General features: G+C 71.0%; 24 protein-coding genes and 1 pseudogene. 12 read left to right on the forward strand and 13 right to left on the reverse strand.

The genetic code is table 11. From position 1 onward, the window contains the following. The first annotated feature begins 228 nt into the window (after positions 1-228). Together ACSMTC_RS07935 and ACSMTC_RS07940 are read left to right on the forward strand one after the other, a co-directional pair. On the forward strand, positions 229-642 hold the full coding sequence (locus tag ACSMTC_RS07935; RefSeq protein ID WP_436558934.1) for a MerR family transcriptional regulator: 414 nt from the start codon (positions 229-231) through the stop codon (positions 640-642). A gap of 87 nt (positions 643-729) precedes the next feature. After that, positions 730-1362: an NAD(P)-dependent oxidoreductase gene (locus ACSMTC_RS07940; RefSeq protein ID WP_436558935.1), complete on the forward strand. Its 633-nt coding sequence runs from the start codon at positions 730-732 to the stop codon at positions 1360-1362. A 42-nt stretch (positions 1363-1404) separates the two neighbouring features. Here ACSMTC_RS07940 and ACSMTC_RS07945 read toward each other — a convergent pair whose 3' ends face one another. Further along, the gene (locus ACSMTC_RS07945; RefSeq protein WP_436558936.1) at positions 1405-1920 is read right to left on the reverse strand and encodes a GNAT family N-acetyltransferase; all 516 of its coding nucleotides are present in this window, start codon (positions 1918-1920) and stop codon (positions 1405-1407) included. Positions 1921-1945: 25 nt separating this feature from the next. Next, a complete protein-coding gene (locus ACSMTC_RS07950) occupies positions 1946-2254 on the reverse strand; it encodes a hypothetical protein (RefSeq protein WP_436558937.1) in 309 nt (102 codons plus the stop codon). Positions 2255-2513: 259 nt separating this feature from the next. On the opposite strand from ACSMTC_RS07950, the gene ACSMTC_RS07955 reads away from it, so the two are divergent. From ACSMTC_RS07955 to ACSMTC_RS07970, 4 genes are all read left to right on the forward strand, one after another. Continuing rightward, a complete protein-coding gene (locus tag ACSMTC_RS07955) occupies positions 2514-5066 on the forward strand; it encodes an XRE family transcriptional regulator (protein ID WP_436558938.1) in 2553 nt (850 codons plus the stop codon). A 283-nt stretch (positions 5067-5349) separates the two neighbouring features. Beyond that, positions 5350-6492: a serine hydrolase domain-containing protein gene (locus tag ACSMTC_RS07960; RefSeq protein WP_436558939.1), complete on the forward strand. Its 1143-nt coding sequence runs from the start codon at positions 5350-5352 to the stop codon at positions 6490-6492. A gap of 163 nt (positions 6493-6655) precedes the next feature. After that, positions 6656-7747, forward strand: a complete 1092-nt coding sequence (locus tag ACSMTC_RS07965; protein ID WP_436558940.1) for an alpha/beta hydrolase — start codon at positions 6656-6658, stop codon at positions 7745-7747. Between the two features lie 203 nt (positions 7748-7950). Continuing rightward, positions 7951-8322, forward strand: coding sequence for a hypothetical protein (locus tag ACSMTC_RS07970; RefSeq protein ID WP_436558941.1), 372 nt, complete (start codon positions 7951-7953; stop codon positions 8320-8322). A gap of 368 nt (positions 8323-8690) precedes the next feature. Here ACSMTC_RS07970 and ACSMTC_RS07975 read toward each other — a convergent pair whose 3' ends face one another. After that, positions 8691-9074 (reverse strand): hypothetical protein, encoded by a 384-nt coding sequence (locus ACSMTC_RS07975; protein ID WP_436558942.1) that lies wholly within the window; start codon positions 9072-9074, stop codon positions 8691-8693. Positions 9075-9451: 377 nt separating this feature from the next. On the opposite strand from ACSMTC_RS07975, the pseudogene ACSMTC_RS07980 reads away from it, so the two are divergent. From ACSMTC_RS07980 to ACSMTC_RS07990, 3 genes and pseudogenes are all read left to right on the forward strand, one after another. Next, positions 9452-9855, forward strand: a pseudogene (locus tag ACSMTC_RS07980) (N-acetyltransferase). After that, positions 9852-10586: a maleylpyruvate isomerase family mycothiol-dependent enzyme gene (locus ACSMTC_RS07985; RefSeq protein ID WP_436558943.1), complete on the forward strand. Its 735-nt coding sequence runs from the start codon at positions 9852-9854 to the stop codon at positions 10584-10586. The pseudogene ACSMTC_RS07980 and the gene ACSMTC_RS07985 overlap by 4 nt, the downstream one beginning before the upstream one ends. 183 nt (positions 10587-10769) lie before the next feature. Then, the gene (locus ACSMTC_RS07990; RefSeq protein WP_436558944.1) at positions 10770-11126 is read left to right on the forward strand and encodes a hypothetical protein; all 357 of its coding nucleotides are present in this window, start codon (positions 10770-10772) and stop codon (positions 11124-11126) included. A gap of 380 nt (positions 11127-11506) precedes the next feature. Here ACSMTC_RS07990 and ACSMTC_RS07995 read toward each other — a convergent pair whose 3' ends face one another. Both ACSMTC_RS07995 and ACSMTC_RS08000 read right to left on the reverse strand, forming a co-directional pair. Next, the gene (locus tag ACSMTC_RS07995) at positions 11507-11794 is read right to left on the reverse strand and encodes a hypothetical protein (protein ID WP_436558945.1); all 288 of its coding nucleotides are present in this window, start codon (positions 11792-11794) and stop codon (positions 11507-11509) included. Positions 11795-12149: 355 nt separating this feature from the next. Beyond that, positions 12150-13130 carry an alpha/beta fold hydrolase gene (locus ACSMTC_RS08000; protein WP_436558946.1) on the reverse strand — a complete coding sequence of 327 codons (981 nt, stop codon included), beginning with the start codon at positions 13128-13130 and terminating at the stop codon, positions 12150-12152. Between the two features lie 251 nt (positions 13131-13381). Here ACSMTC_RS08000 and ACSMTC_RS08005 point away from each other — a divergent pair, with 251 nt between their 5' ends. After that, entirely contained in the window at positions 13382-13654 is a 273-nt protein-coding gene (locus ACSMTC_RS08005) for a hypothetical protein (protein WP_436558947.1), read from the forward strand. 26 nt (positions 13655-13680) lie between these two features. Here the strand turns inward: ACSMTC_RS08005 and ACSMTC_RS08010 are convergent, their stop codons facing one another. Continuing rightward, positions 13681-14253 carry a TetR/AcrR family transcriptional regulator gene (locus ACSMTC_RS08010; protein ID WP_436558948.1) on the reverse strand — a complete coding sequence of 191 codons (573 nt, stop codon included), beginning with the start codon at positions 14251-14253 and terminating at the stop codon, positions 13681-13683. A 112-nt stretch (positions 14254-14365) separates the two neighbouring features. Between ACSMTC_RS08010 and ACSMTC_RS08015 the strand changes: the two genes are divergently transcribed. Continuing rightward, on the forward strand, positions 14366-14746 hold the full coding sequence (locus ACSMTC_RS08015; protein WP_436558949.1) for a nuclear transport factor 2 family protein: 381 nt from the start codon (positions 14366-14368) through the stop codon (positions 14744-14746). 176 nt (positions 14747-14922) lie between these two features. Here ACSMTC_RS08015 and ACSMTC_RS08020 read toward each other — a convergent pair whose 3' ends face one another. Further along, entirely contained in the window at positions 14923-15786 is an 864-nt protein-coding gene (locus tag ACSMTC_RS08020; RefSeq protein ID WP_436558950.1) for a YwqG family protein, read from the reverse strand. Positions 15787-15932: 146 nt separating this feature from the next. On the opposite strand from ACSMTC_RS08020, the gene ACSMTC_RS08025 reads away from it, so the two are divergent. Further along, positions 15933-16391, forward strand: coding sequence for a pyridoxamine 5'-phosphate oxidase family protein (locus tag ACSMTC_RS08025; RefSeq protein ID WP_436558951.1), 459 nt, complete (start codon positions 15933-15935; stop codon positions 16389-16391). A gap of 16 nt (positions 16392-16407) precedes the next feature. Here ACSMTC_RS08025 and ACSMTC_RS08030 read toward each other — a convergent pair whose 3' ends face one another. From ACSMTC_RS08030 to ACSMTC_RS08055, 6 genes are all read right to left on the reverse strand, one after another. Continuing rightward, complete coding sequence (locus ACSMTC_RS08030) at positions 16408-16902, reverse strand: NUDIX domain-containing protein (protein WP_436558952.1); 495 nt, start codon at positions 16900-16902, stop codon at positions 16408-16410. Between the two features lie 75 nt (positions 16903-16977). After that, a complete protein-coding gene (locus ACSMTC_RS08035; RefSeq protein WP_436558953.1) occupies positions 16978-17547 on the reverse strand; it encodes a DUF2269 domain-containing protein in 570 nt (189 codons plus the stop codon). Beyond that, on the reverse strand, positions 17544-18314 hold the full coding sequence (locus ACSMTC_RS08040) for a hypothetical protein (protein WP_436558954.1): 771 nt from the start codon (positions 18312-18314) through the stop codon (positions 17544-17546). Before ACSMTC_RS08040 ends, ACSMTC_RS08035 begins: the two co-directional genes overlap by 4 nt. Positions 18315-18430: 116 nt before the next feature. Continuing rightward, positions 18431-18742, reverse strand: a complete 312-nt coding sequence (locus ACSMTC_RS08045) for a hypothetical protein (protein WP_436558955.1) — start codon at positions 18740-18742, stop codon at positions 18431-18433. 186 nt (positions 18743-18928) lie between these two features. Further along, positions 18929-19699, reverse strand: a complete 771-nt coding sequence (locus tag ACSMTC_RS08050) for a response regulator (RefSeq protein WP_436564621.1) — start codon at positions 19697-19699, stop codon at positions 18929-18931. Positions 19700-19713: 14 nt separating this feature from the next. Further along, positions 19714-20550 carry a sensor histidine kinase gene (locus ACSMTC_RS08055; protein ID WP_436558956.1) on the reverse strand — a complete coding sequence of 279 codons (837 nt, stop codon included), beginning with the start codon at positions 20548-20550 and terminating at the stop codon, positions 19714-19716. Positions 20551-20806 lie beyond the last annotated feature (256 nt).

Raw genomic sequence — 20806 nt, forward strand, 5'->3', positions numbered from 1 at the left:
CCTTGCCCGCCATCGGGCGGGGGTCCCCCTTCTTCACCCACGCTCCCCATTGCCGGTCGGTCTTAGCGCACGACCTGGCATGGATGTTCCTCAAGCCCCGTCCCCGGGATCCGGTCCGGGCCCCGAGACCATGAGGACTCAACCACCCGGACACCGAAAGGACTTGACCACCCCGAGGCCGGGCGATCTAGGCTCCCTTTCGTACTGCCACGTACCGGAGGGAGCACCATGCGCATCGGGGAGCTGGCCCGTGCCACCGGCACCACGACTCGGGCTCTGCGGTACTACGAGGAGCACGGCCTGCTGGAGGCCGAACGGTCCGCAAACGGGTACCGCACCTACGGAGCCGAGGCCGTCAGGGTCGTGGAGAACATCCGTCTGCTGCTTGCCGCCGGACTGACCACCGAGGACCTGGCGCTCATCGACGGCTGCCTGCGGGACGAACTGCTCGGCGGCCACGTCTGCGCCGATCCCACGTCCAAGATCGAGGTCTTCGAGCAGCGCCTCGGGGTTCTCCAGAACCGCATCCACGGCCTCACCCAGGTCCGGGACCAACTCCTCGACCGGCTCGGCGAACTCCGCAGCCGCCCCGTCGCACAGCCGTGCGGCCGGGTCCTCGCCGAGGCCCGCACGGCCGGCTGAGCGCCCGTCGCCGGACCGGGTGCCGGGCGGCACGCCCGCCCGGCCGGCCGACTCCACTTCAACAGCCCCACGGGAAGGGACCATTCAATGAAGATCGCCATCGTCGGAGCCGCAGGCATGGTCGGCTCATGTGTCGTCAGCGAAGCCGCGGACCGGGGCCATGACCTCATAGCGGTGTTCAGGAGCTTGCGACCGACCGCCCTGCCACCCGGAGTGACCGCCGTCGAGGGGGACGCCGACGATCCCGACCGGATGAGCGGACTGTTCAACGGTGTCGACGCGATCGTGGCCGCGACCCGTCCCGCCCCCGGACACGAACACACCGCCGCCCCGACCACGAAGGCGCTGCTCGACGCCGCCGCGACGGCCCGGGCGCGCATCCTCGTCGTCGGCGGCGCCGCGCCCCTCCGGGTCCCGGGCCATCCCGACCGGCTCGTCCTCGACAGCCCGGAGTACGTGCCGCTGGAAGTCCGCACCATCGCCGCTGCCAGCGCCGCGCAACTGGACGCCTGCCGGGCGCACTCGGCCGACTGGGTCTACCTCAGCCCGCCCGCCCTCCTCGAACCCGGACGTCGCACCGGAAGGTACCGGCGCGGCACCACCACACTCATCACCGGCGCCGACGGCGGATCCCGGATCTCGGCCGAGGACCTTGCCGTGGCCGTCCTCGACGAACTCGAAAGCCCCTGCCCGGACCGGCACTTCACCGTGGGCTACTAGGCTCGGCCGGTCTGGCTCTGAGCCCGCCCGCGGGCTCAGAGCCTAGATCTCGATCCAGTACCGTCGCACAGGCCCGTCTTCGGTGTCCCGGATGCCTTCGAGGACGCCGCCGTGGTGCTCGATCGTCTTCACCGAGGCAGTGTTGTCGGCCTCGCAGACGATCAGCACCCGGTCCAGACCGAGCCCCCGCGCCTCGCCGAGCATCCGGCCCAGCGCCCAGGTCGCCAACCCGCGCCGACGTGAAGACGGCCGGATACCGTAGCCGATGTGGCCGCACTGCAGCACGTGGTCGTCGAGCCCGTGCCGCAGTGCGATTCCGCCGTGCACTCGGTCGCCCTCGACGATCCATCGGTAGGTGCAACCCCGGCCGGACTCGACCGCTTTCGGGCCCGCCTCCTCGTCCAGCAGTGCCACCCAGGCCGCGAATCCCTCCGGAGAGTCGACCTCGTCGGACGGATCCAACCCGAATCCGTCCTCGTGGAGGCCGGGCCCCCACTCGTGGTGCGCCTCGAGCCAGGCGGAGTGCAAGTCGACGGTGGGGGCGATCAGTTCGGGCATGCGGCGACGATATCGGTCCGGGCCGTCACGCTCCACGGCCGAAGCACCGGGGAACCGGCAGTGTTCCTGGTGCACGCAGGCGTCGCGGATCCGTCTGGAGCAGCCGCCAGCGATGGGCCGAAGCCGCGGCGAGCAGCAGCAGGACCGCCATCGTCGCCATCCGGAGGCAGCCGTCGCCTCCGTTCGGATTCCTCCGGTTGACCTCGACATGGCCACCGGGCGGAATGCCGGGGTGTCGCTTGGCATAGTGCTCGATCTGCTGCCGCTCGCCCTGGGCCTCGCTGAGCCAGGGCGTCTTGAAACCGCACTCACCGCACCAGTAGCGGTATGCCATGGTGGCTCCTCGTATGTCGCCATGCGGAGGCGTGATGTCCTCCGCCGCCTCGCTCGCACGTCATCGCCACGCGCCGGTCATGGCGGTGATGAGAGGTTTCGGCCCCACGGCCCGTCGCAGGGCCACGTGCGGCCGTTTCCCGGACCTGATCGTGGAGTTCGTGCCGCCGGGCGGACAGGCCAAGCCACCGGCCATATGTGACCGGACGTCACGGTAGGCTCACCGGCGGCCATACGGGCGAGCCTGGGGGAGGCGACCGGTGACAGATCAGCTCGGCGCATTGTTGCGCCGACTGCGCCATCAGGCGGGGATGACACAGGAGCAGGTGGCGGAGCGGTCCGGGGTCAGCGTCCGCACCATCCGCCGGCTGGAGACCGGCAGATCCACCGATCACCGGCTGGGCACGGTGAACCTGCTGGCGGATGCCCTCGATGTCGGGCACGAGGACCGCCGGCTGCTGGCGGCCATGCTCGCGGGAACGCGGAACGGGGCGGCCTCCGAGGCGCCCACTCCGGATCCCGTACCGCCCGCGCCGGATCCCGTACCGCCCGCGCCGGATTCCGTGCCGTCCACGCCGGCTGCCCTACCGTCCACGCCGGATCCCGTCCGACCCACGCCGACAGCCGGTTCGCCCGCGCAGGCCGACCAGCCGCCCGCGCAGGCCGACGGGCCGCCCGCGCCGCCTCCGCATCCGGTACCCGGTCCGCTCGCCGACGCCGTGCAGGAGCTGGCCAGGGAGGTCAGGCGTCGCTGGCGGCGCGAGGAGGAACAGCGCCGGGTCCACGACCCGTTCCCGCTGCCGGTCCGGTGGCAGCAGGCGCCCGTCGGCCTGACGGACCGTTCGGAGAACATCCAGCGCCTCGGCCCGGGGGCCGTGCCGCGCCAGGTGGACCTGAGCGGCGACCTGCGGAGTGTGGCGGAGGTCTACCGGCGGATCTCCTCCGGACGGTTGGTGGTTCTGGGCCGGGCCGGTTCGGGCAAGTCGATCCTCACGATCAGGTTCGTCCTGGACTTCCTGGAGGCCCAGGCGGCTCCCGGCCGGGTACCGGTGATCTTCAGTCTCGGTTCCTGGGACCCGACGACCACCGCGCTGCGGGACTGGCTGATCGGCCGGCTGCTGCGCGACCACCCGCATCTGGCCCGCAGGAGCCCGGGCGGCTCGACCCTGGCCGCCGCGCTGGTCGACGCCGATCTCGTCCTCCCGGTCCTCGACGGCTTCGACGAGATCGCCGAAGGCCTGCGGCGAGAGGCACTTGAGGCACTCAACGCCACCTCGATGCCGCTCGTCCTCACCAGTCGGCGCGGCGAGTTCGCCGAAGCCGTCCTCGCGGCGCACGCACCACTGGTCTGGGCGGCCGGCATCGAGCTCACCGACCTCACCCTCGACGACCTCGTCTCCTACCTGCCCCGAACCGCTCGGCCGATCGCTCACGGCGACGACGGCGAGGGCGGGGCGGTGTGGGAGAGCGTCCTCCAAGCGCTGCGGGCCCACGAGACCCAGGCGAGCGCGAACCTCGCCGGGGTGCTGACCACTCCGCTCATGGTCATCCTGGCGCGCACCATGTACAGCGAGACGCCCGACCGGGATCCGGCCGAACTGCTGGACACCACACGGTTCCCCACCGCGCGGTCCCTTGAAGAACACCTGCTGGCGGGCTTCGTACCGGCGGTCTACCGACGCCGGGTCCCCGAGCAGGACACCGGCGGCCACCGGCTCCGACAGCGGACCCGGGACCCGGAACGCGCCCAGAAATGGCTCGGCTACCTCGCCCACCACCTGGCCCGGCTCGACCGCGACCGGCAGGACCTCGCCTGGTGGCAGATCAGCGACTCGCTGCCGCCGTCGACCCGCATCACGGCCGTCGTAGTGGCGACCGCGCTGTGCATCACCCTGTCCGACTGGCTCATCTGCCCGCTCGTCACCCGGACCGGGATCGGCGAAGCCCTCCTGCAGGGCAGCCTCATGGGGCCTGTCGCCGGCCTCGCCTTCGGATCCGTGTACGCGGTCATGATCGCGTACGGCGGCGGGACGGCCTTCGAACCGGCGCGCGTGCGGTTGCGGCTGCCCGGCGCCCGCGACCGCGTCAGCCGGCGCCCCGTCCACACGTTCACCGGCCGTTTCGGCAACGGCCTGTTCGGCGGATTCGTCATGGGCGTCGGATGCGCGTGCGCCGTCGCCCTGGAACACGCGGTGTACCCGGGGATCCCGCTCACCAACCCCGCCGTGATCGAGGGCACCCTGATCAACATGCTGGTCTTCGGGCTGATCTTCGGCTCGGCCGCCGGGCTGGTCTTCGGACTGACGGCCACGCTCGAAGCACCGGTGGACGTCACCTCCGCCGCCACCCCGGTCAGTCTGCTGGCGGCCAACCGGACGACGGTGGGCCGGCAGGTCCTGGTGCTGGCGCCGCTGCTCACCCTGGCGATCGCCCTCAGCGGGCGCCTGGCCGTCGACCTGCTCCAGGGCCTGCTCGGGCCGCTGTCCTGGGGGCTGTTGGACGGGCTCGTCATCGGTGGGGTCGGAGGGCTCGGTGGTTCACTCTCCTACGCCCTCGCCTTCACCGCCTGGGGGCAGTGGGTCGTACTGTCCCGTGTCTGGCTGCCGTTGACCGGCAAGCTGCCCTGGGACACGGTCGCCTTCCTGGACGACGCCTACCACCGCGGCGTACTGCGCCAGACCGGCGCGGTCTACCAGTTCCGCCACGTCCGGCTGCAGCACCACCTCGGCCACACCTTCCGCCAGCGGCAGGCCAACTACCGGCCGGCCAGCTTCCCCTCCGCCCTCCCCTCCGCGCGGAACAGATCCTCCTGACGGCAGGAGCCGCCGTCCGCCGGGGCGGCGTGCCCAGCCGCCCACGGCACCCGCTCCGTCCGCACGCACGGCCGCCGATCGGCCTCCCGTAACGGCCGGTCATGGACGGCGGTCACAAATGGCCGGTGTCCTGGCCTGTCCGCCGAACCGTACGAGCACCACCATCGGATCTGCCCGGTCCACGGCGCCAGGGCTCGAACCGCCAGGCAGGGATGCCGCTCACCCTGCCGGTGCCGCTTCGGCTCACCGCGGCCAGATGACCACCTGTCGATGAAGGAGTCCCATGAAGTCCCTACGCCTGACCGCCGTCAGCGCGACGCTGGTGCTCGCCGCCCTGGCCGGTGCCGGCCCGGCGAACGCGGACGCACCGACCGCGGCCGGCCTCCTCCAGGCCGGCGCCCAGAAGGGCGTCGCCGACGGATACCCCGGCGTGATCGGCCTGGTGCGCCAGGGCGACACCACCCAGTACGTGCACGCGGGTGTCGGCGACCTCACCAGCCGGGTGCCCGCCGACCCGAAGGCGCAGTTCCGGATCGGCAGCAACACCAAGGCCTTCACCTCCACCGTCCTGCTCCAGCTGGAGAGCGAGCACCGGCTCTCGCTCGACGACACCGTCGCCAAGTGGCTGCCCGGAGCGGTCAACGCCAACGGCTACGACGGGACGAAGATCACGATCCGCCAGCTGCTCAACCACACCTCCGGCCTGCCCGACTACGCCAAGGACACGGGGTTCTCGCTGAACTACGCCCTGGACGCCCAGCCCAACCAGGCCTGGCCGCCGCAGACCCTGGTGAACATCGCCCTCGCGCAGCACAAGCCCACCTCCGCGCCGGGTCAGCAGTGGAGCTACGCCAACACGAACTACGTACTGGCGGGCATGGTGATCAAGGCCGTCACCGGCAACGACCCGGCCACCGAGATCCAGCACCGCATCATCGAGCCGCTCGGCCTGCACGACACCACCTTCCCCACCACCGACCCGGCCCTGCACGGCAACTACCTGCACGGGTACGAGTATCCGGTGATCGGCATCGTGATCAGGGACATCACGGCCTCCGACGTCCAGGCCTTCGGGCCCGCCGGAGCGATCGTGTCGACCCTGGACGATCTGGCCACCTTCTCCCGGGCACTGCTGAGCGGACAACTCCTGCCGCCCGCCCAGGAGGCGGAGCTCAAGACCACCGTCCCGGAGAACAGCGACGGCACGGCCGGGTACGGACTGGGCATCATCCACGAGCAACTGCCCTGCGGCCAGTGGGTCTGGGGCCACAACGGCGCCGTGCTCGGCTACTTCAGCGACTGGATCGCCAGCGACGACGGCACCAAGCAGGTGGTGCGCGTCAACAACGAGTACCACATGCTCACCCCGACACAGGGCCAGCAGGACACCGGCCAGGCCGCTATCGACGCCTACTGCGCGCTCTGACCCGGACCCGGACAACCCTTCAACCCCGGTGCCGCCCGCGCCCGGTACTCCGCCGAGCGGATCGCTCCGGAGTACCGAGGCGGCACCGGCGCGCTGACGGCCCGGATGAGCGGGATCCCCTCCCACACCGTGAACGCCTCCCGCACTCCGAAAGGACCGACCGTTGAAACCACTTCTGCCCGCCTGGCGACTGCGCGCCAGGACAGCCGTCGTCGCCACCGCCATGACCCTGGCCGCGTTCCTCGGAACCACACCCGCTCCCGCGCACGCGGACAACGCCCCTCCTGCGTTCACCGACGGGTACGGCCTGACCCAGGTCGGTACCCCCGAGGTGCACTCGAGCACCGACTTCACCATTACCGTGACCACCGCGCAGCTCTCCGGCCAGCACAAGATCCGCGTCTTCCTTCCCCGGGACTACTCGGCGGACCCCGGCAGGCGCTGGCCGGTGGTGTACTTCCTGCACGGCGGAGGCGGCACCGTGGACGACGCCGCGGCCGCCCCCGCACTGCACTCGGACTCGATGATCACGGTGGTGCCCGACGGCGGTCTGAAGGGCTGGTACGCCGACTGGGCCATGCAGAACACCGCCGTGGGTACGGCGAACTGGCAGACCTTCCACACCACCCAGGTCGTCCCCTTCATCGACGCCAACCTGCGCACCATCGCCGACCGGTCCCACCGGGCCGTCGTCGGCCTGTCGATGGGCGGCTACGGCGCACTGCGCTACGCCGAGGCCCGCCCCGACCTGTTCGGCCACACCGCCTCCCTGTCCGGCGGCATCGACTTCGGCATGGCGGAGGTCCGCGCGACGGTCCTGGCCACGGAGCTCAACGTCACCGGCGCGTGGTGCGCCGTGAGCACCTCCAGCCCCGCCGGTACCGGCAAGTGCACCGGCTACGGGCCGTACGTCGACAGCGACGCGATCTTCGGCTCGCCCTACCCGGTCTTCAACGCGGATCACATCTGGAACGAGGTCAACCCGGCCGCCACCGCCAACCTGGCCAAGCTCGTCGGCACCGACATCACGCTCTACACCGGCAGTGCGTGGCCCATCGACCACTTCACCGAGATCGCCTCCAACACGGTCAAGACCCGGCTGGACCAGCTCGGCATCCCCAGCCGCTACGTCGACTACGGCAACGGCTCGTCGCTCTCCCCCACCTGCGACGGCGGCCACGACTACGGTTGCTGGGCCCCCGCCTTCGCCGACTACATCCCCCGGCTCCAGGCCTCGTTCGCCACGGCGGGCTGAGCCTCTCCCCGGCTGCCGGACCTGCCGCCCTCCCACCCTGCGATCACGCAGCCGGAGGGCGGCGGGTCCCACGGCTGACAGGACCTCGGCGCGCGGCGGCCCGGATGCGCCGTTCTGCGCGGTGCGCTCTGACGGCTCCCGGGTTCACGGTTTCCCCTGAGACGGTTCGGGCAGGAACCGACACACCCATCGAGGAGCAAGCCATGCCGAACCTGACCGAAGCCACCATGTCGTTCCACACCAACGACGAGAACAAGGATCACGACACCAACGTCACCATCGAGGTCCGCGACCGCAACGGCCACATGGCCGCGCGCGTCTCCGACACCTTCGGCGCGTTCAACGACCACACCAACGATGGCCCCTTCAACCTCACCCTCCTCAACCACGCCACCAAGGACGACCTCCAGGGCGGCAACGTCCTCCTCCGCGTCGATCCGGTGGGCGACGACACCTGGCGGTTCAACCTCTTCGTGGACCTGCTGTTCGACGACGGCTCGCACCTGACGGTCACCGCGGACGGCCTGGAGGTCAACGAGGAGTCCGAGCAGCAGCAGACGTTCGGCCTGAACTGATCCCACCGAGTGCACCGAGCGGCCAGGCAGGCCGGTGGTGCCGGACTCCGAGGTGATCGACATCCAGCTTCATCCCGACCACGAACAGCCGGCCCGGAGGCGCTCCGCTTCCGGGCCGCCCCTGTCGGGCTCGGCACCCGGATAGCGCGTCGGAACTACCGGGCGAGTAATCGCTCGTTGCTGATCGACCAGTCGTACTCGCTCGATCCGCTGAACCGGCCGCCCGTCAAGACATCCACAGCCCGCACGTCAGACACAGCGAGGCCTTCGGCGGGGAGGACGGAGACGGACTTTCCGGGTCACCGAACCGCCATATGCGCGGCGGTGGATGCCGTCACCTGACCTGCGAGCGGCGGCGGCAGCCACAGCTACCCGAACACCAACGAGCAGCTCCTGGCGCAGAAACCACTCGGGAACGTGGCCTGCCCCGTGTACGGGGCGAGGTAGTCGTAGGGCCCCTGATAGACCGGGCCAGCATAGATGCTCAGGGCATCCGGCCCCCAGTTGTACACCGAACCGATCGTATTGACCGGGGTTCCGTCGCTGTAGCGAAGGCCCATGGTGGGGATGACGACGTCACTGGACACGACCACGGACGGACCGCTGAAGTCCGTGTACCCATACAGGGTGGCAGCGTCCGTGGCCGTGGCACCTGCAGCCGTGCCAGAGCTCGCGGACGCGACACCCGCGGCACCGAACGTCGCCAACACCGCACCGATCACACCGAACGCGAGCGCGCTCTTGAAGCGCATGTCGTTCCCTCCAGATCGAAGTGCTCGAACGTCCTACCCGCACAGGACTCGCCACCAACGACGGTAGCCGCCAACTCCTGGGCCTGGTACGCCGTTTGTTTAGTAGCAGCAGAAACCCCCAGTCGCTTCCGGGGTCGTAGGCGACGGGGTGGTCACAGAGCGGGCTGCGGTTGCCGACTATGGGGACGGTACCCCGTCGTGGCTGCGCTCGGCTGACGCAGCCGCGTTGGTGAGGTGAAGCGCAGGAATGATTGAACGTCGGGTGGGCAGGCAACCGAAGCCGTCAGTTCGGCCACTCGACCGACGTCCTGGCAAAGCAGAGAGTGACCGTTGCGCCGAGACCTGGTAGAACGCTCACGAGATCCGGAGGCGATGCAGTGACCTTGGCCCTCGAACTGCGCCACTACCGCGATGTACGGGACTGCCGACAGACGCTGATCGACCTCTACACCGATGTGCGGGCTGGACTGCTGAACCTGCCCGACTACGCCGTTGCGACCTTTGCCGAACGGTTGGACCGGCACGCCTCGGAGCCCGGGTCCGAGGTTGTGAACTGGGCGTCCGCGTCCCCTGGCGAGGCACCGGTGCGGCGCGGCGCATTCATGACGAGCTCGTTGCCGGGCGCAGCGAGGCGAACGTGACGCTCATGGTGAACCCGGCTGCCGGCAACGGCAAGGTGCTCGCCCTGTACGAGTCCTGGGGGTACAGGGCCGTCAACCGCGTTCAACCGTCGCCCAAGGCGCCCCCACTCATCGCGATGCTCCGGGAGGCGGCAGCATGACGACCGATCGCACGGACTTCGACCCCGCCGCCGCCCTGGAGCAGATCACCACCGCGACCGAGCACCTCCTGCAGACGGCGGCCCGCTTCACCGACGCCGACGTACGTGCACCGTCACTGCTGCCTGACTGGTCTCGCGGGCACGTGCTGACCCATCTGGCCCGCAACGCCGACGGCGGCCGGCGCCTGCTGATCTGGGCCCGGACCGGAGTGGAGACAGCGGAGTACCCGAACCTGGCCGCCCGGGCCGAGCAGATCGAGAGCGGAGCGGGCCGCAGCGCCGCCGAGCTCCTGGCCGACCTGCGTGACAGCGCCGCCGCGTTCGAAGCCGAGTACCGGAGGATGCCGCCCGAGGCATGGCGTCGGATCGTTCGCTGGGCCCGTGGTCAGGAGCATCCCGCCGCCCGCGCCGCCGACGCCCGGCTGTGCGAGGTGCTGGTCCACCACGCCGATCTGGACGCCGGCTACACACCGGCCCAGTGGCCGACGGAGTTCGTCCAGGACATGCTCGGCCGGGTCGTGGCCTCCCTCAGTGCACGCGACGATGCACCCGCCATGCAGCTGCACGCGACCGACACCGGTACCTGGTACGACATCGGCACCGCGCGGGACGCTCCGAGCGTCCACGGGCCGCAGAACTCGCTGCTGGCCTGGCTGATGGGACGCTCCCCCGGCTCGGACCTGGCCGTGCACAACGCCCCGGCCCTGCCCAGACCACCGTTCCTCTACTGATCCCCGGCTCGGGCTCAACCACCTCCAGTCCGGGTGCTGTGGCCCGAGGGGGCCGTTCGCGGCCGGTGACCCGTCCGGCAGGGCGCGTTCGCCCTGTCTCGCTGATTACCGATAACCAAGTCCCGGAGTTGCACCAGCAGATCGCGGCGCTCTCACGCGCTGCCTGACGACAGGGGATGACGCATGACGAACGACGGCCGGATCTTCCGCGAGGCGTGGATCGCCGGTGTGGGCAAGCACTGCCCCGGTGAACCGAAGCCCGGCTACGTCGCGCCGTGGGATGACACCCCGGAGTGGGAGCGGCAGTGCGCAGCCGCCGTGTACGGGCAGGTCCGGGACTTCGTCCAGGTGAGCGCGGGCAGTACCGCGAAGCTCAGCCGTGGGCAGAAGGGGCGCTTTGTCGCGCTCTGCTGGATTGCCCAGACCTACAAGCACATCGAGGCCCCGAAGCCCGGCTATGTCGCGGACTGGGACGATCTGCCGAAGTGGCAGCAGGAGACGGACGCGGACATCTTCGAGCACATCGAGCGGACTGTCTGACCCTGCCGTTCCGGGGACTGCGGAGTACTCGCTCCGTCGAGGGCCCGGGGACGCCGACACCCCTGATCGAGCTGCCCAAGTCCCCGTTCGGGCACCGGTCGAGACGCCAGTTGACCTGGGGTCTCTACCGGCGTCCGGGTGACCGGTGGAGTCGGGAGAGCGCTGGTCGGATCAGGGCGGTAAGTCGGGGTCGCCTTCCCCGGAGGCGGCGCAGTCGGCGAGTGGTCCGGACGTTCGCCGTGGTTCGACCGGTGGCTCCGTTCATGAGGACGGGTTCCGGCTCAACTTCTCTTGCCGGCCCGCACTGTCCGCACCCAGGACCGCCTCGACAGTCCAGAAGCCGTGGCTGATCCAGCGACGTTGCCCACCGGCCGGTGGCGTCAGACGCGTTCCTGCTCGCTCGCTTCCTTGGTGGCCGCGGCCCGGGCGCGACGGCGGCCCAACAAGGTGCATCCCACAGTCACCAGGCCGATGGCGACGACCTTGGCGGCCCCGTAGTAGCTGTACGCCAGGTTCTCCGGGGTGCCGGGCAGCCTGAAAGTGACCCACACTCCCGCGACTCCCCCGAAGACGATCAGTGCGACGGCCCCCCAGGTCCCGAGCTCCGCCCACCAGACCCCCGGAGCGTGACCCCGCTCCTCGGTCTGCTCAACGTCCTTGTCGGCCATGATCTGTCCCCCTGGGCATGTGGTGGCGGTCGCGAGGCAAGACGCAGGCCCGGTGCGGAAGGTTCACCGGGCCGAACGTTCCCTGCTGGAGCCAACATCCTGCCAGCCGGCGAAATCCACCCTCACCCAACCCCGTTGAGCGGGTGACGAACGACTCCCGCCGGAGGTGTTGGCACAGGACCACTGCACCACATCAAGGGTCACACGCCCTGACCCGGCGCCATCAACCGCAGAAGTTGAGCCGAAGCCTGAGAACGATCAGCGTTTCGACGGCGGTCGGAGCGGAAGCGGAGCTCTTTCGGGTGGCGCGAATGTACCCGTGCTTCCACAGCACCGGGCCGCGCGGGCGCGTCCGTCAGGCGGGCAGGGCGGCGAGCCAGTCGGTCAGGAGCCGGTTGACCTCGGCGGGGCGTTCTTGCTGGATCCAGTGGCCGCAGCCGTCGAGGAGATGGCTGGAGAGCAGCCCCGGTAGCGTGACCGGGTACGCCTTGATCGCGTCGGTCAGCCATGTCGTGGAAGCGTCCAGGCTGCCGCCGATGAACAGGGAGGGCTGCGTGATGGGGGCACCGTCGAAGGCGGCAAGGTCCTCCCAGTCGCGGTCCATGTTCCGATAGCGGTTGAGCGCTCCGGTCACGCCGGTGCGTTCGAACTCCCCGGCGTAGACGTCGAGGTCCCTGTCGTCGAGCCAGGCGGGCAGCCGGCCGGTGGGGAACCGGTCGCGCAGCGTTCCGCCGCTGCTGACGAAGTGCGGATCGGGGGCACCGGGCGCGGGCATGGTGTCGGCGGACAGGGCCGCGTAGAAACCCGCGAGCCAGCCGCGTACATCGGGTTCGATCTCGGCCTCGGCGCGGCCCGGCTGCTGGAAGTACGAGACGTAGAACTCCTCGTCCCCGCCCATCTGAGCGAAGATGTCGCTGGGGCGGGGCCCGCCGCGCGGGGTGTACGGAACACTCAGCAGCCCCACTGCGCGGAAGACCTCCGGATGGAGCAGGGCGGAGTTCGCGGCGATCGTCGCGCCCCAGTCGTGGCCGATGACCACCGCGGACTCCTCGCCCAGGGCGCGCACCACCGAGACGTTGTCCTCCACGAGGTCGACCATCCGGTACGCATCCGTCGCGGTCGGCTTGGAGGAGCGGCCGTAGCCGCGGACATCGAGGGCGACCGCGCGGTATCCCGCCGCCGCGAGTGCCGGCAGCTGGCTGCGCCAGGAGTACCAGGATTCCGGGAAACCGTGTACGAGCAGCACCAGCGGCCCGGTGCCCTGCTCCGCGAGATGGATCCGGCCTCCTGGCGAGGAAACCGACCGGTGCGTGATCTCCGCGATGTGCTGCGACATACGTCCCCTCCATGACCATAAGTCCGCTGTCCGCCCGGACGGCCCTCTTCCGCCGTCCGTCGGCTCGACTGCCGATCATGCGGACGACCCGCTGGGAAGACGAGTTTGTTTGCCGATTCAGCAAACCGGCCCGAGATCGCGGCCACCGGGACACCCACGCACCGGGGGGTGTCCGGCTGTCCGGCTCCCGGCCATGGGCGGGGCGGAGCGGGGCGGATGCGATCACCGCCGTCACGCCTCAGTGTCGAGCTATGGGCTCGATCATCGTGTTGTTGGAGCTGGCCGCCGCCGAAGGACCGGGGCCGGGGCCGGAGGACGGGGAGCCGGCCGTGCTCCTGGTGCACGCGGCCGGCGCCGACCCGGACGTGCCGGAGGACCCGCAGCGGCAGACCCTGTGCCAGAAGGACACGGAGCCGATGGAGCACAGCCACTACAGCCCTTCGCGGCCTGGTGATCCCTGGTATCCGCCGAAGTACTACGACCGGCGCTGCCGGGAGTGCGAGACCGTCCTTCGCAGCATCTGAGCATCGGGGCGGCGGCGTTCGTGCTGTCAGCGGGGCGGGTCGCCGAACAGCTCGGCCACCAGGGTGCGGGCGTACGCCTCGTCGGTGCCGGGGATCGCGAAGACGACATGGAAGTAGAGCGGGGCGACGATCCGGTCGAGGATCCGCTCCAGCGGGGGCGGGGTCTCGCCCCGGCCGTGGGAGGCTTCGAGGATCACGTCGATGCCGGCGGTGCAGCGCCGCAGACACTCCCGGAGACCGGTGCGACGCTCGTCGACGTCGGCGGCGACCTCCGCCCGGAAGAAGGCGATACCGCCGGGCCGCGCCAGGTCGGCCAGCGTCCGGATCGCGTAGGCCTCCAGGTCCGTACGGAGGTCACCGCTGGAGGAAGGCGAGGCGTCCGCCTCGTGCCGGGCTGCCATCTCGGCCAGCAGGGCCTGCAGCGTGCCCCAGCGCCGGTAGATCGTGGTGGGGTTGACGCCCGCCCGCTCGGCCACCGCGGGAATCGTGAGCTGGGCGGCGTCACGCTCGCCGGCCAGGTCGGTGACGGCCCGGTAGACCGCGCTCTGGACGCGGGCGCTGCGGCCGCCGGGGCGCCTGGCAGGGGGGTGAGCGTTCACCCCTCCAGGCTAACGCAGATCGTCTTGCTTTAAGGACCCGGGCGGGATAGCTTCGACTAAAGCAAAGCGCTCTGCTTTAAGCCGACCGCCTTCGTCTTCAGAGGGGACACCCATGTCCACCACCGCCCACGCCCTCGGCCGACGCTTCCACGCCGCGCTCACCGCCCGCGACTGGGAAGGCATCCGGTCGACGCTCCACGAGGACGCCACCTGGCCCCTCCCCGGCGACAACACCGTCAGCGGCACCGCCGTCGGTGCGGACGCCGTGGTCGAGCGGGCCCGCAGGATCGCCTCCTACGGCCTGAACTTCGAACTGCTGCACATCCTGGTCAGCCGCGAGAACATCGCGCTCTCGCTGCACAACACCGCCCGGCGCGAGGACGCGGTCCTGGACGAGTACCTGTCCACCGTCTGCCGCCTGCGGGACGGCAGGATCGCCGAAATCGAGACCTTCCTGTCCGACGTCCCGGGCATGAACGCCTTCTTCGTCTGACGGCCGGGGCGGTGCGGGAACTTCTCCCGGCACCGCCGGCGGTGGCCGCACCGGCTCCGAACTCGCCTGTGCGGCCGTGTGGTTGGAGACCCGTCCCGGGTGGGATGCCCCGAGGCCACTGCCCGGGACGGGTAGTCGGGACACTGCCGGACGCGTCATGGCCGGCCGGTCGCCCGTCAGCAGCACTGCCAGGTGAAGACCGCCCGGTCGAAGCGCTTCGCGGCCAGGTCGGCGGGGCGGATCAGCCAGTACAGGGCGCCCATGTCGCCCCACATCATCTCGGCGGTGGAGTCGCTGTCGATCTGGGCGAGCAGGACCCAGCGTTCGGCCTCGGCCTGGAGCTCGGGAGTGTCCCAGCCGGCCTGGCCGTCCAGGACGGCGTGGGCGACCTCGTACTCGACCGGGTTCTGGACCGACATCGGGTGACCGCCTATCCGGTGCTCCGGGCCGTCCCAGGTCAGGCCCACCGCATCGGTGAAGTTGTCGCGCAGGTCGTCCTCGACGTCCGGGCCGAACGCACTGGCCACGGTGGGGTGCCACGGACCGGGCTCGGAGCCGGTGAGCCTGGCCGTGAGCCGTACCTCCGGGTAGGGGTCCAGGCCCTCGGGGGTGGGACGGGTGACGGTCTCCACCCCGGCAGGCACGTAGACGACCCGGGCACCGGCCCAGCTGTCGCGGTCGCCGGCCAGCACCAGGGCGTCGCCGTCGTCCAGTTGGCCGTCGAAGTAGAAGAACAGCAGTGTGCCGTCCGAGGGCATGGGGATGTCGAGGCGGCCCGTGGGCAGGGCGGCGCAGTCGATCGAGGCGACGAACGACAGCGGCCCGTTCCCCTCCCAGAGTGGCCACTCGGCGCCGGGCGGCAGCTCGGGCTCACCCCCGAGGCGGCCGACCACCGGGCCGACCACCCCTGCGGGCGCGGTCGAGAGGCGGGCGCACGGCCGGAGCAGAGCGGTCCACTTCTCGGCGATGTCGGCGGGGAGGTGCCGGTGGGCGACGGCGGTCAATTCGGCGGCCCACGGTACGGGCTGAGCGGTGATCATGGATAGATGATGCGGCACGACTCTGACAGCATCATGAGGGGATCCGGCAGCGGGCCGCCGCCCGGTCGGCCGCGGCATCCGCCCCGAGCCTCCACCCTCGGTTCCGACCCCGGAATAGCGGCACGGGCACCGAAGTTGATCAAGGTATGACTCAAGGTCCAGCACCCCGTGCACTGTCCGACCAGGCCCTCTCCGAGCTGCTGAGCAGCCAGCAGTTCGGCACGCTCGCCACGGTCAAGCGCAATGGCCATCCGCACCTGACCACCATGCTCTACACCTGGGACCCCGAGGCGGGGGTGGTGCGGTTCTCCACCACCGCCGACCGGACGAAGGTGAAGCACCTCAGGAACAACCCCCGTGCGGCGCTGCACGTGCCGGGCGGCAATGTGTGGTCGTTCGCCGTCGCCGAGGGCGAGGCGGAGGTCTCCGAGGTGACCACCGTGCCGGGCGACGCGACCGGACGGGAGCTGCTCGCGATGATCCCGGAGGCCGCACGGCCCGAGGACGAGGAGGCCTTCCTGGTGCAGCAGGTGGCCGAGCGCCGGGTGGTCCTCCGCCTCAAGGTCGGGCGGCTGTACGGAACCGCACTGGACATCGAGGGCTGACACCGCCCGCCCCGGCCTACCACCCGAGCCGCAGCGGGCGGGCCGGGGCGCCGTGGGCGAGCAGAGCGGTGAGCGGAGTGGCGAGGTCTCGGGGCGAGAACAGGTCGGGGCCCCGGTAGTCCGCGATGTCCTGTGGGTTCCACCAGCGCAGGGTGGTGATGTTCTCGGCGGCGAGCCCGCGGTCGGACAGTGTGCCGTGGGGGTCGAACGCGGTGGTGCGGACGAGGAAGTAGTCGTTGACCACGCCGTCGTGGCCCGGCACGAGTCCGGGGGCGGCGACCCGCTGGTGCCACACATGGGGCGGGTCGGTGCCGATGACGAGCCCCACCTCCTCGCACAGCTCCCGGCGCAGGGCGGCGATCGGGGTCTCGCCGCGCTCGACACCTCCGCCGGGGGCCGCCCACACCACCGTGCCGGGCGGCTGAGGGACGGCGAGCCGGCAGAGCAGGACGCGGTCGTGCTCGTCCAGGACAATGGCACGGACCGAGTGTCGCAGGTTCTCCGTGGGCATCCGGGCAGACTATCCGGCGTCCGGAGAGCGCACCCGGGGCGGGCGAAGCCGGTGAGGCGTCCGCTCGCCACGGGCTCAGGTGGGGGCGGTCCGGCGGGTCGGGTGGCGGCGGCCCCAGGGTTTGGTGACGGACACCGCCACCAGGAAGCCGTAGAGGGCGAGGGCCACGGTCGGGATGATCACGAGGTTGTAGCGGAGGAAGCCGAGCTGCATCTGTGCGATCGACCCGCCGGGGTGACGGTTCGCCAGACGGGCCGCGTCGTGCAGTCGGGCGGTGAGCTCGATGTTGGAGGCGGCGGCCGCGGCGAGGGTCAGCCAGAACTTGACGGTGGTCCAGCGGTACCGGAACAGACCCCAGGGCGTCCACAGGGACAGGGCCAGGCCGCTGCCCAGCGACAGCAGGCTGAGCGGGAGGACCAGGACGTCGCCGAGCAGCCGCATGGCGCGGTAGGAGCTGCGCACGGTGTCCGCGTCGTCGGTGGCCAGGGCCGCCGCGCCGAGGGTGAGCAGGCAGAGCATCAGCGCCAGCCAGCTGACCGAGGAGGTCACATGCGCGACCACCACGGATTTGCGGGCTCTCGGCGGCAGTTGGCCTCTGCGGCGGTCGGCCGGGCGGGGTTCGGTGGACAGGGCTGTGCCGGTCATGCGGCATTCCTCCGGGGCGGTCGCGGTCGGCCGGTCAGGCCCGCTGCCGGGACGGCGGTGGGCAGCGGGACGGCGGGGGCGGAGGTGCGGCGGAGCAGCATCACGGCCAGGCCGGTGAACCAGACCATCCCCAGGTAGCGCCCGAGCGGCAGGAAGGGGGTCGCCGCCTCGGTCAGCAGGGAGAGCAGCGAGAGCACCGAGAGCGCCGCCACGGCCAGGCCCAGCCGGTTGAGCCAGCCGGGCAGGGCCCGGCTGCGGCGAGCGGCGGCGGCCACGGCGCCGGTGAGCAGTCCGGTGGTGGCGACCTGGGCGGCCGCGCCGGTGACGAACACCAGGTCCATGACGGCCCGGTACACCTGGAGGCTGTCGCCGATCCCGGGCCGGTTCAGGATCCACTGGGCGGAGGCGGAGAGCAGCAGGAACCCGGCGGCCACGGTGCCCACGGCCCGTACCGGCCCGGCGTACCCGTGCTCGGGAGCGATCCGGCGCACGTAGTCCGCCGCGTACGAGGCGAAGAGCAGCAGCGCCAGTGCACTGACGGCCTGGCAGAAGGCCGGGACCGGGACGGTGCCGCGGGTGGTTCCGGCCAGGTAGCGGGCCACCTCGGTGTCGGTGGAGTACGGGGTCACCAGGCCGGCCCCGCGGTTCTGTCCGAGGATGTCCGGTACCGCGATCGAGGCGAGGAAGAGCAGGACGTAGCAGAGCGCCGCCAGGGCGGCCGGCCGGTTCCGGGACGAAGTGGGACAAGCGGTACGGGTGGTGGACATCGGCGGTTCTCCTTCAGTCGGCGACCGGTGTACTGAAGGATCGTCCGGATCACCGGCGGTGACGTCGTCCGGCCGGAGTCACCGCGGCTACCACCGAGGGAGTACGCCCCGCCCCGTCAGCGCTCGCCGACGAAGACCTTGAAGCGGCTCCCGTTGAACGGGCCGAGCCGCACCTCGACCGGGAGCTCCGGCTGCGCGCCGTCCACCGTGAACTCGGCGTGCCCGGTGGCCAGTCGGGCCCGGTGCTGGAAGCGGTAGCGGAAGTACACCTCGATGTCGTGCCGTCCCGGTTCGACCGCGATCTCCGTGAGACCGTCCCAGCGGGCCTCGGTCTCGACTCCGTCGACGTCCACCAGCGGCCTGGTGAAGACGCGGTGGAAGGCCACGTTCACCGGGGAGGGCTTGATGTGGACCAGCAGTTTCACCATTGTCGAGCCCCCCGGCATCCCGCGCGGACCTCTTCTTCGGCCGCTTCGAACACAACCACAACCTAGCATTTCTGATGGAGCGTCAACTCTCTGTTGCCCGCGAAGATCGCGAAGGCCCGGGGTGGGAGGAAGGCTCCGGACGCGTGGGCCGGCGCGGCCGGGTACGGCACCGCGGGAAGCCCGCCTTCAGCCGGTGAAGTCGCCCGGTGAGACGAGTCCCGTCTCATAGGCGAGGACCACGGCCTGGGCCCGGTCCCGAAGGGCGAGCTTGGCGAAGATCCGGGCCACATGGGTCTTCACGGTGGCTTCGCTGAGGGTCAGTTCCCCTGCCAGCTCGGTGTTGGAGAGGCCCCGTCCCAGCAGGGTCAGGACTTCGAGCTCGCGTGGCGTCAGCGCCGTGAGGTCGCGGTGGACGGCCGGGGCCTGGGCGGTGTCCGGGCGGGTCGCGAGCCGTTCTCCCGCCGGGCTCGCCGAGAGGCCGCCCCCGGGGCCGCCCCCGGCGGCGAAGCGCTCGACCAGCCGGCGGGTGATCGAGGGCGCCAGCAGGGCGTCCCCGGTGTTCACCAGGCGTACGGCGGCGGCCAGATGCGCGGCGGTGACGTCCTTCAGCAGGAAGCCGCTCGCGCCGATCGCCAGGGCGGCGTACACATAGCGGTCGAGGTCGAAGGTGGTCAGCATGATCACCCGACAGTCCGGGTTCTCCGCCAGGACCTGCCGGGCCGCCTCCAGGCCGTCCATGTTCGGCATCCGGATGTCCATGAGGACGACGTCCGGCCGGAGCGCGCGTGCCGCCGCCACCGCCTCGGCACCGTCGGAGACCTCGCCGACCACGTCGATGCCGCGTGCGGTCAGGATCATGCGGAAGCCGGTACGGACCAGGGTCTGGTCGTCGGCGATCAGGACACGGGGAACCGGCTCGGCGGCCGGTCCGGCGGCCTCGCCCGGCCGGTCGTGCATGCCGGGGCCGCCGGTCACGGCCGGTCCAGTGGTATGCGTGCGCGGACCCGGTAGCCGCCGCCGAGTCGCCGCCGTGCGTCGAGGTCGCCGCCGTAGACGGCGACCCGCTCCCTGAGCCCGAGCAATCCGCGTCCCGCCCCGTCCTTCCGGTCCGTGTCCGAGGTCTTCGGCACGGAGTCGCCGCCGGACAGCACGCTCGGCCCGGTGTTCAGCACCTCCACCCGCAGGGAGTGGTCCGCATACCGTACCGTCACCTCGGCCTTTCCGCCGTGGCCGTGCTTGAGCGCGTTGGTCAGCGCCTCCTGGACGATCCGGTAGGCCGTCAGATCGATCCCGCGCGGCAGCGGCCGCGGCTCGCCGGAGATCCGCACCTCGACCGGGAGTCCGGCGAAGGCGATCCGGTCGATCAGCGCGCTCAGCCGGTCCAGCCCAGGCTGCGGGGAGAGTTCGGCCTCGTCGTCCTCGCCTCGCTGCGAGGGTGCGAGCAGGCCGAGCAGGTGCCGCAGTTCGGTCATCGCGTCGCGTCCGGCGTTCTCCACGGCCAGCAGCGCCGCCGCGGCCTCCCCGGGCATGGTGTCGAGGACCTCGCGGGCGGCCCCGGTCTGGATCACCATGACGCTCACGTTGTGGCTGACGATGTCGTGCAACTCCTGGGCGATCCTGGCCCGCTCGGCGTCGACCGCGCTGCGGGCCGCGCTCTCCCGCTCCCGCTCCAGCAGCCAGCCCCGCTCCTCCAGGACGCTGCGGTGCAGACGCCGGGCACGCAGCAGCGCGACACCGAGCCACCCGGCGACCGGCCATGCCGCTGCCGCCGAAATGACGATCAGCCAGCCCGTCTCGGATCTCCACACGGGGACACTCTCGCAGGTCGGCGCCGTGCCGCGCATCCTCCTGGGGACCCAGCCGCGTACATCCCCGGGTTGACGTCCTCCCCCCTCCCGCGGGGTCCGCGTCGCCGCCGACCGAGGGTCGTACCGGCCTCGCTCCGACATTCCGTCAGCACCGGTGGCACGGATGGCTGGAGAGCGTTCCTCTGGGTAGAGATCGGGTTCGGCCGCCCCTGATGCGAACACGTAAATCGGGCGCCACCTGGCGGTCACCCCGTGG

Origin of the sequence: Kitasatospora sp. HPM-01-4 (genome assembly GCF_051374625.1) — a bacterium.
GTDB lineage: Bacteria > Actinomycetota > Actinomycetes > Streptomycetales > Streptomycetaceae > Kitasatospora.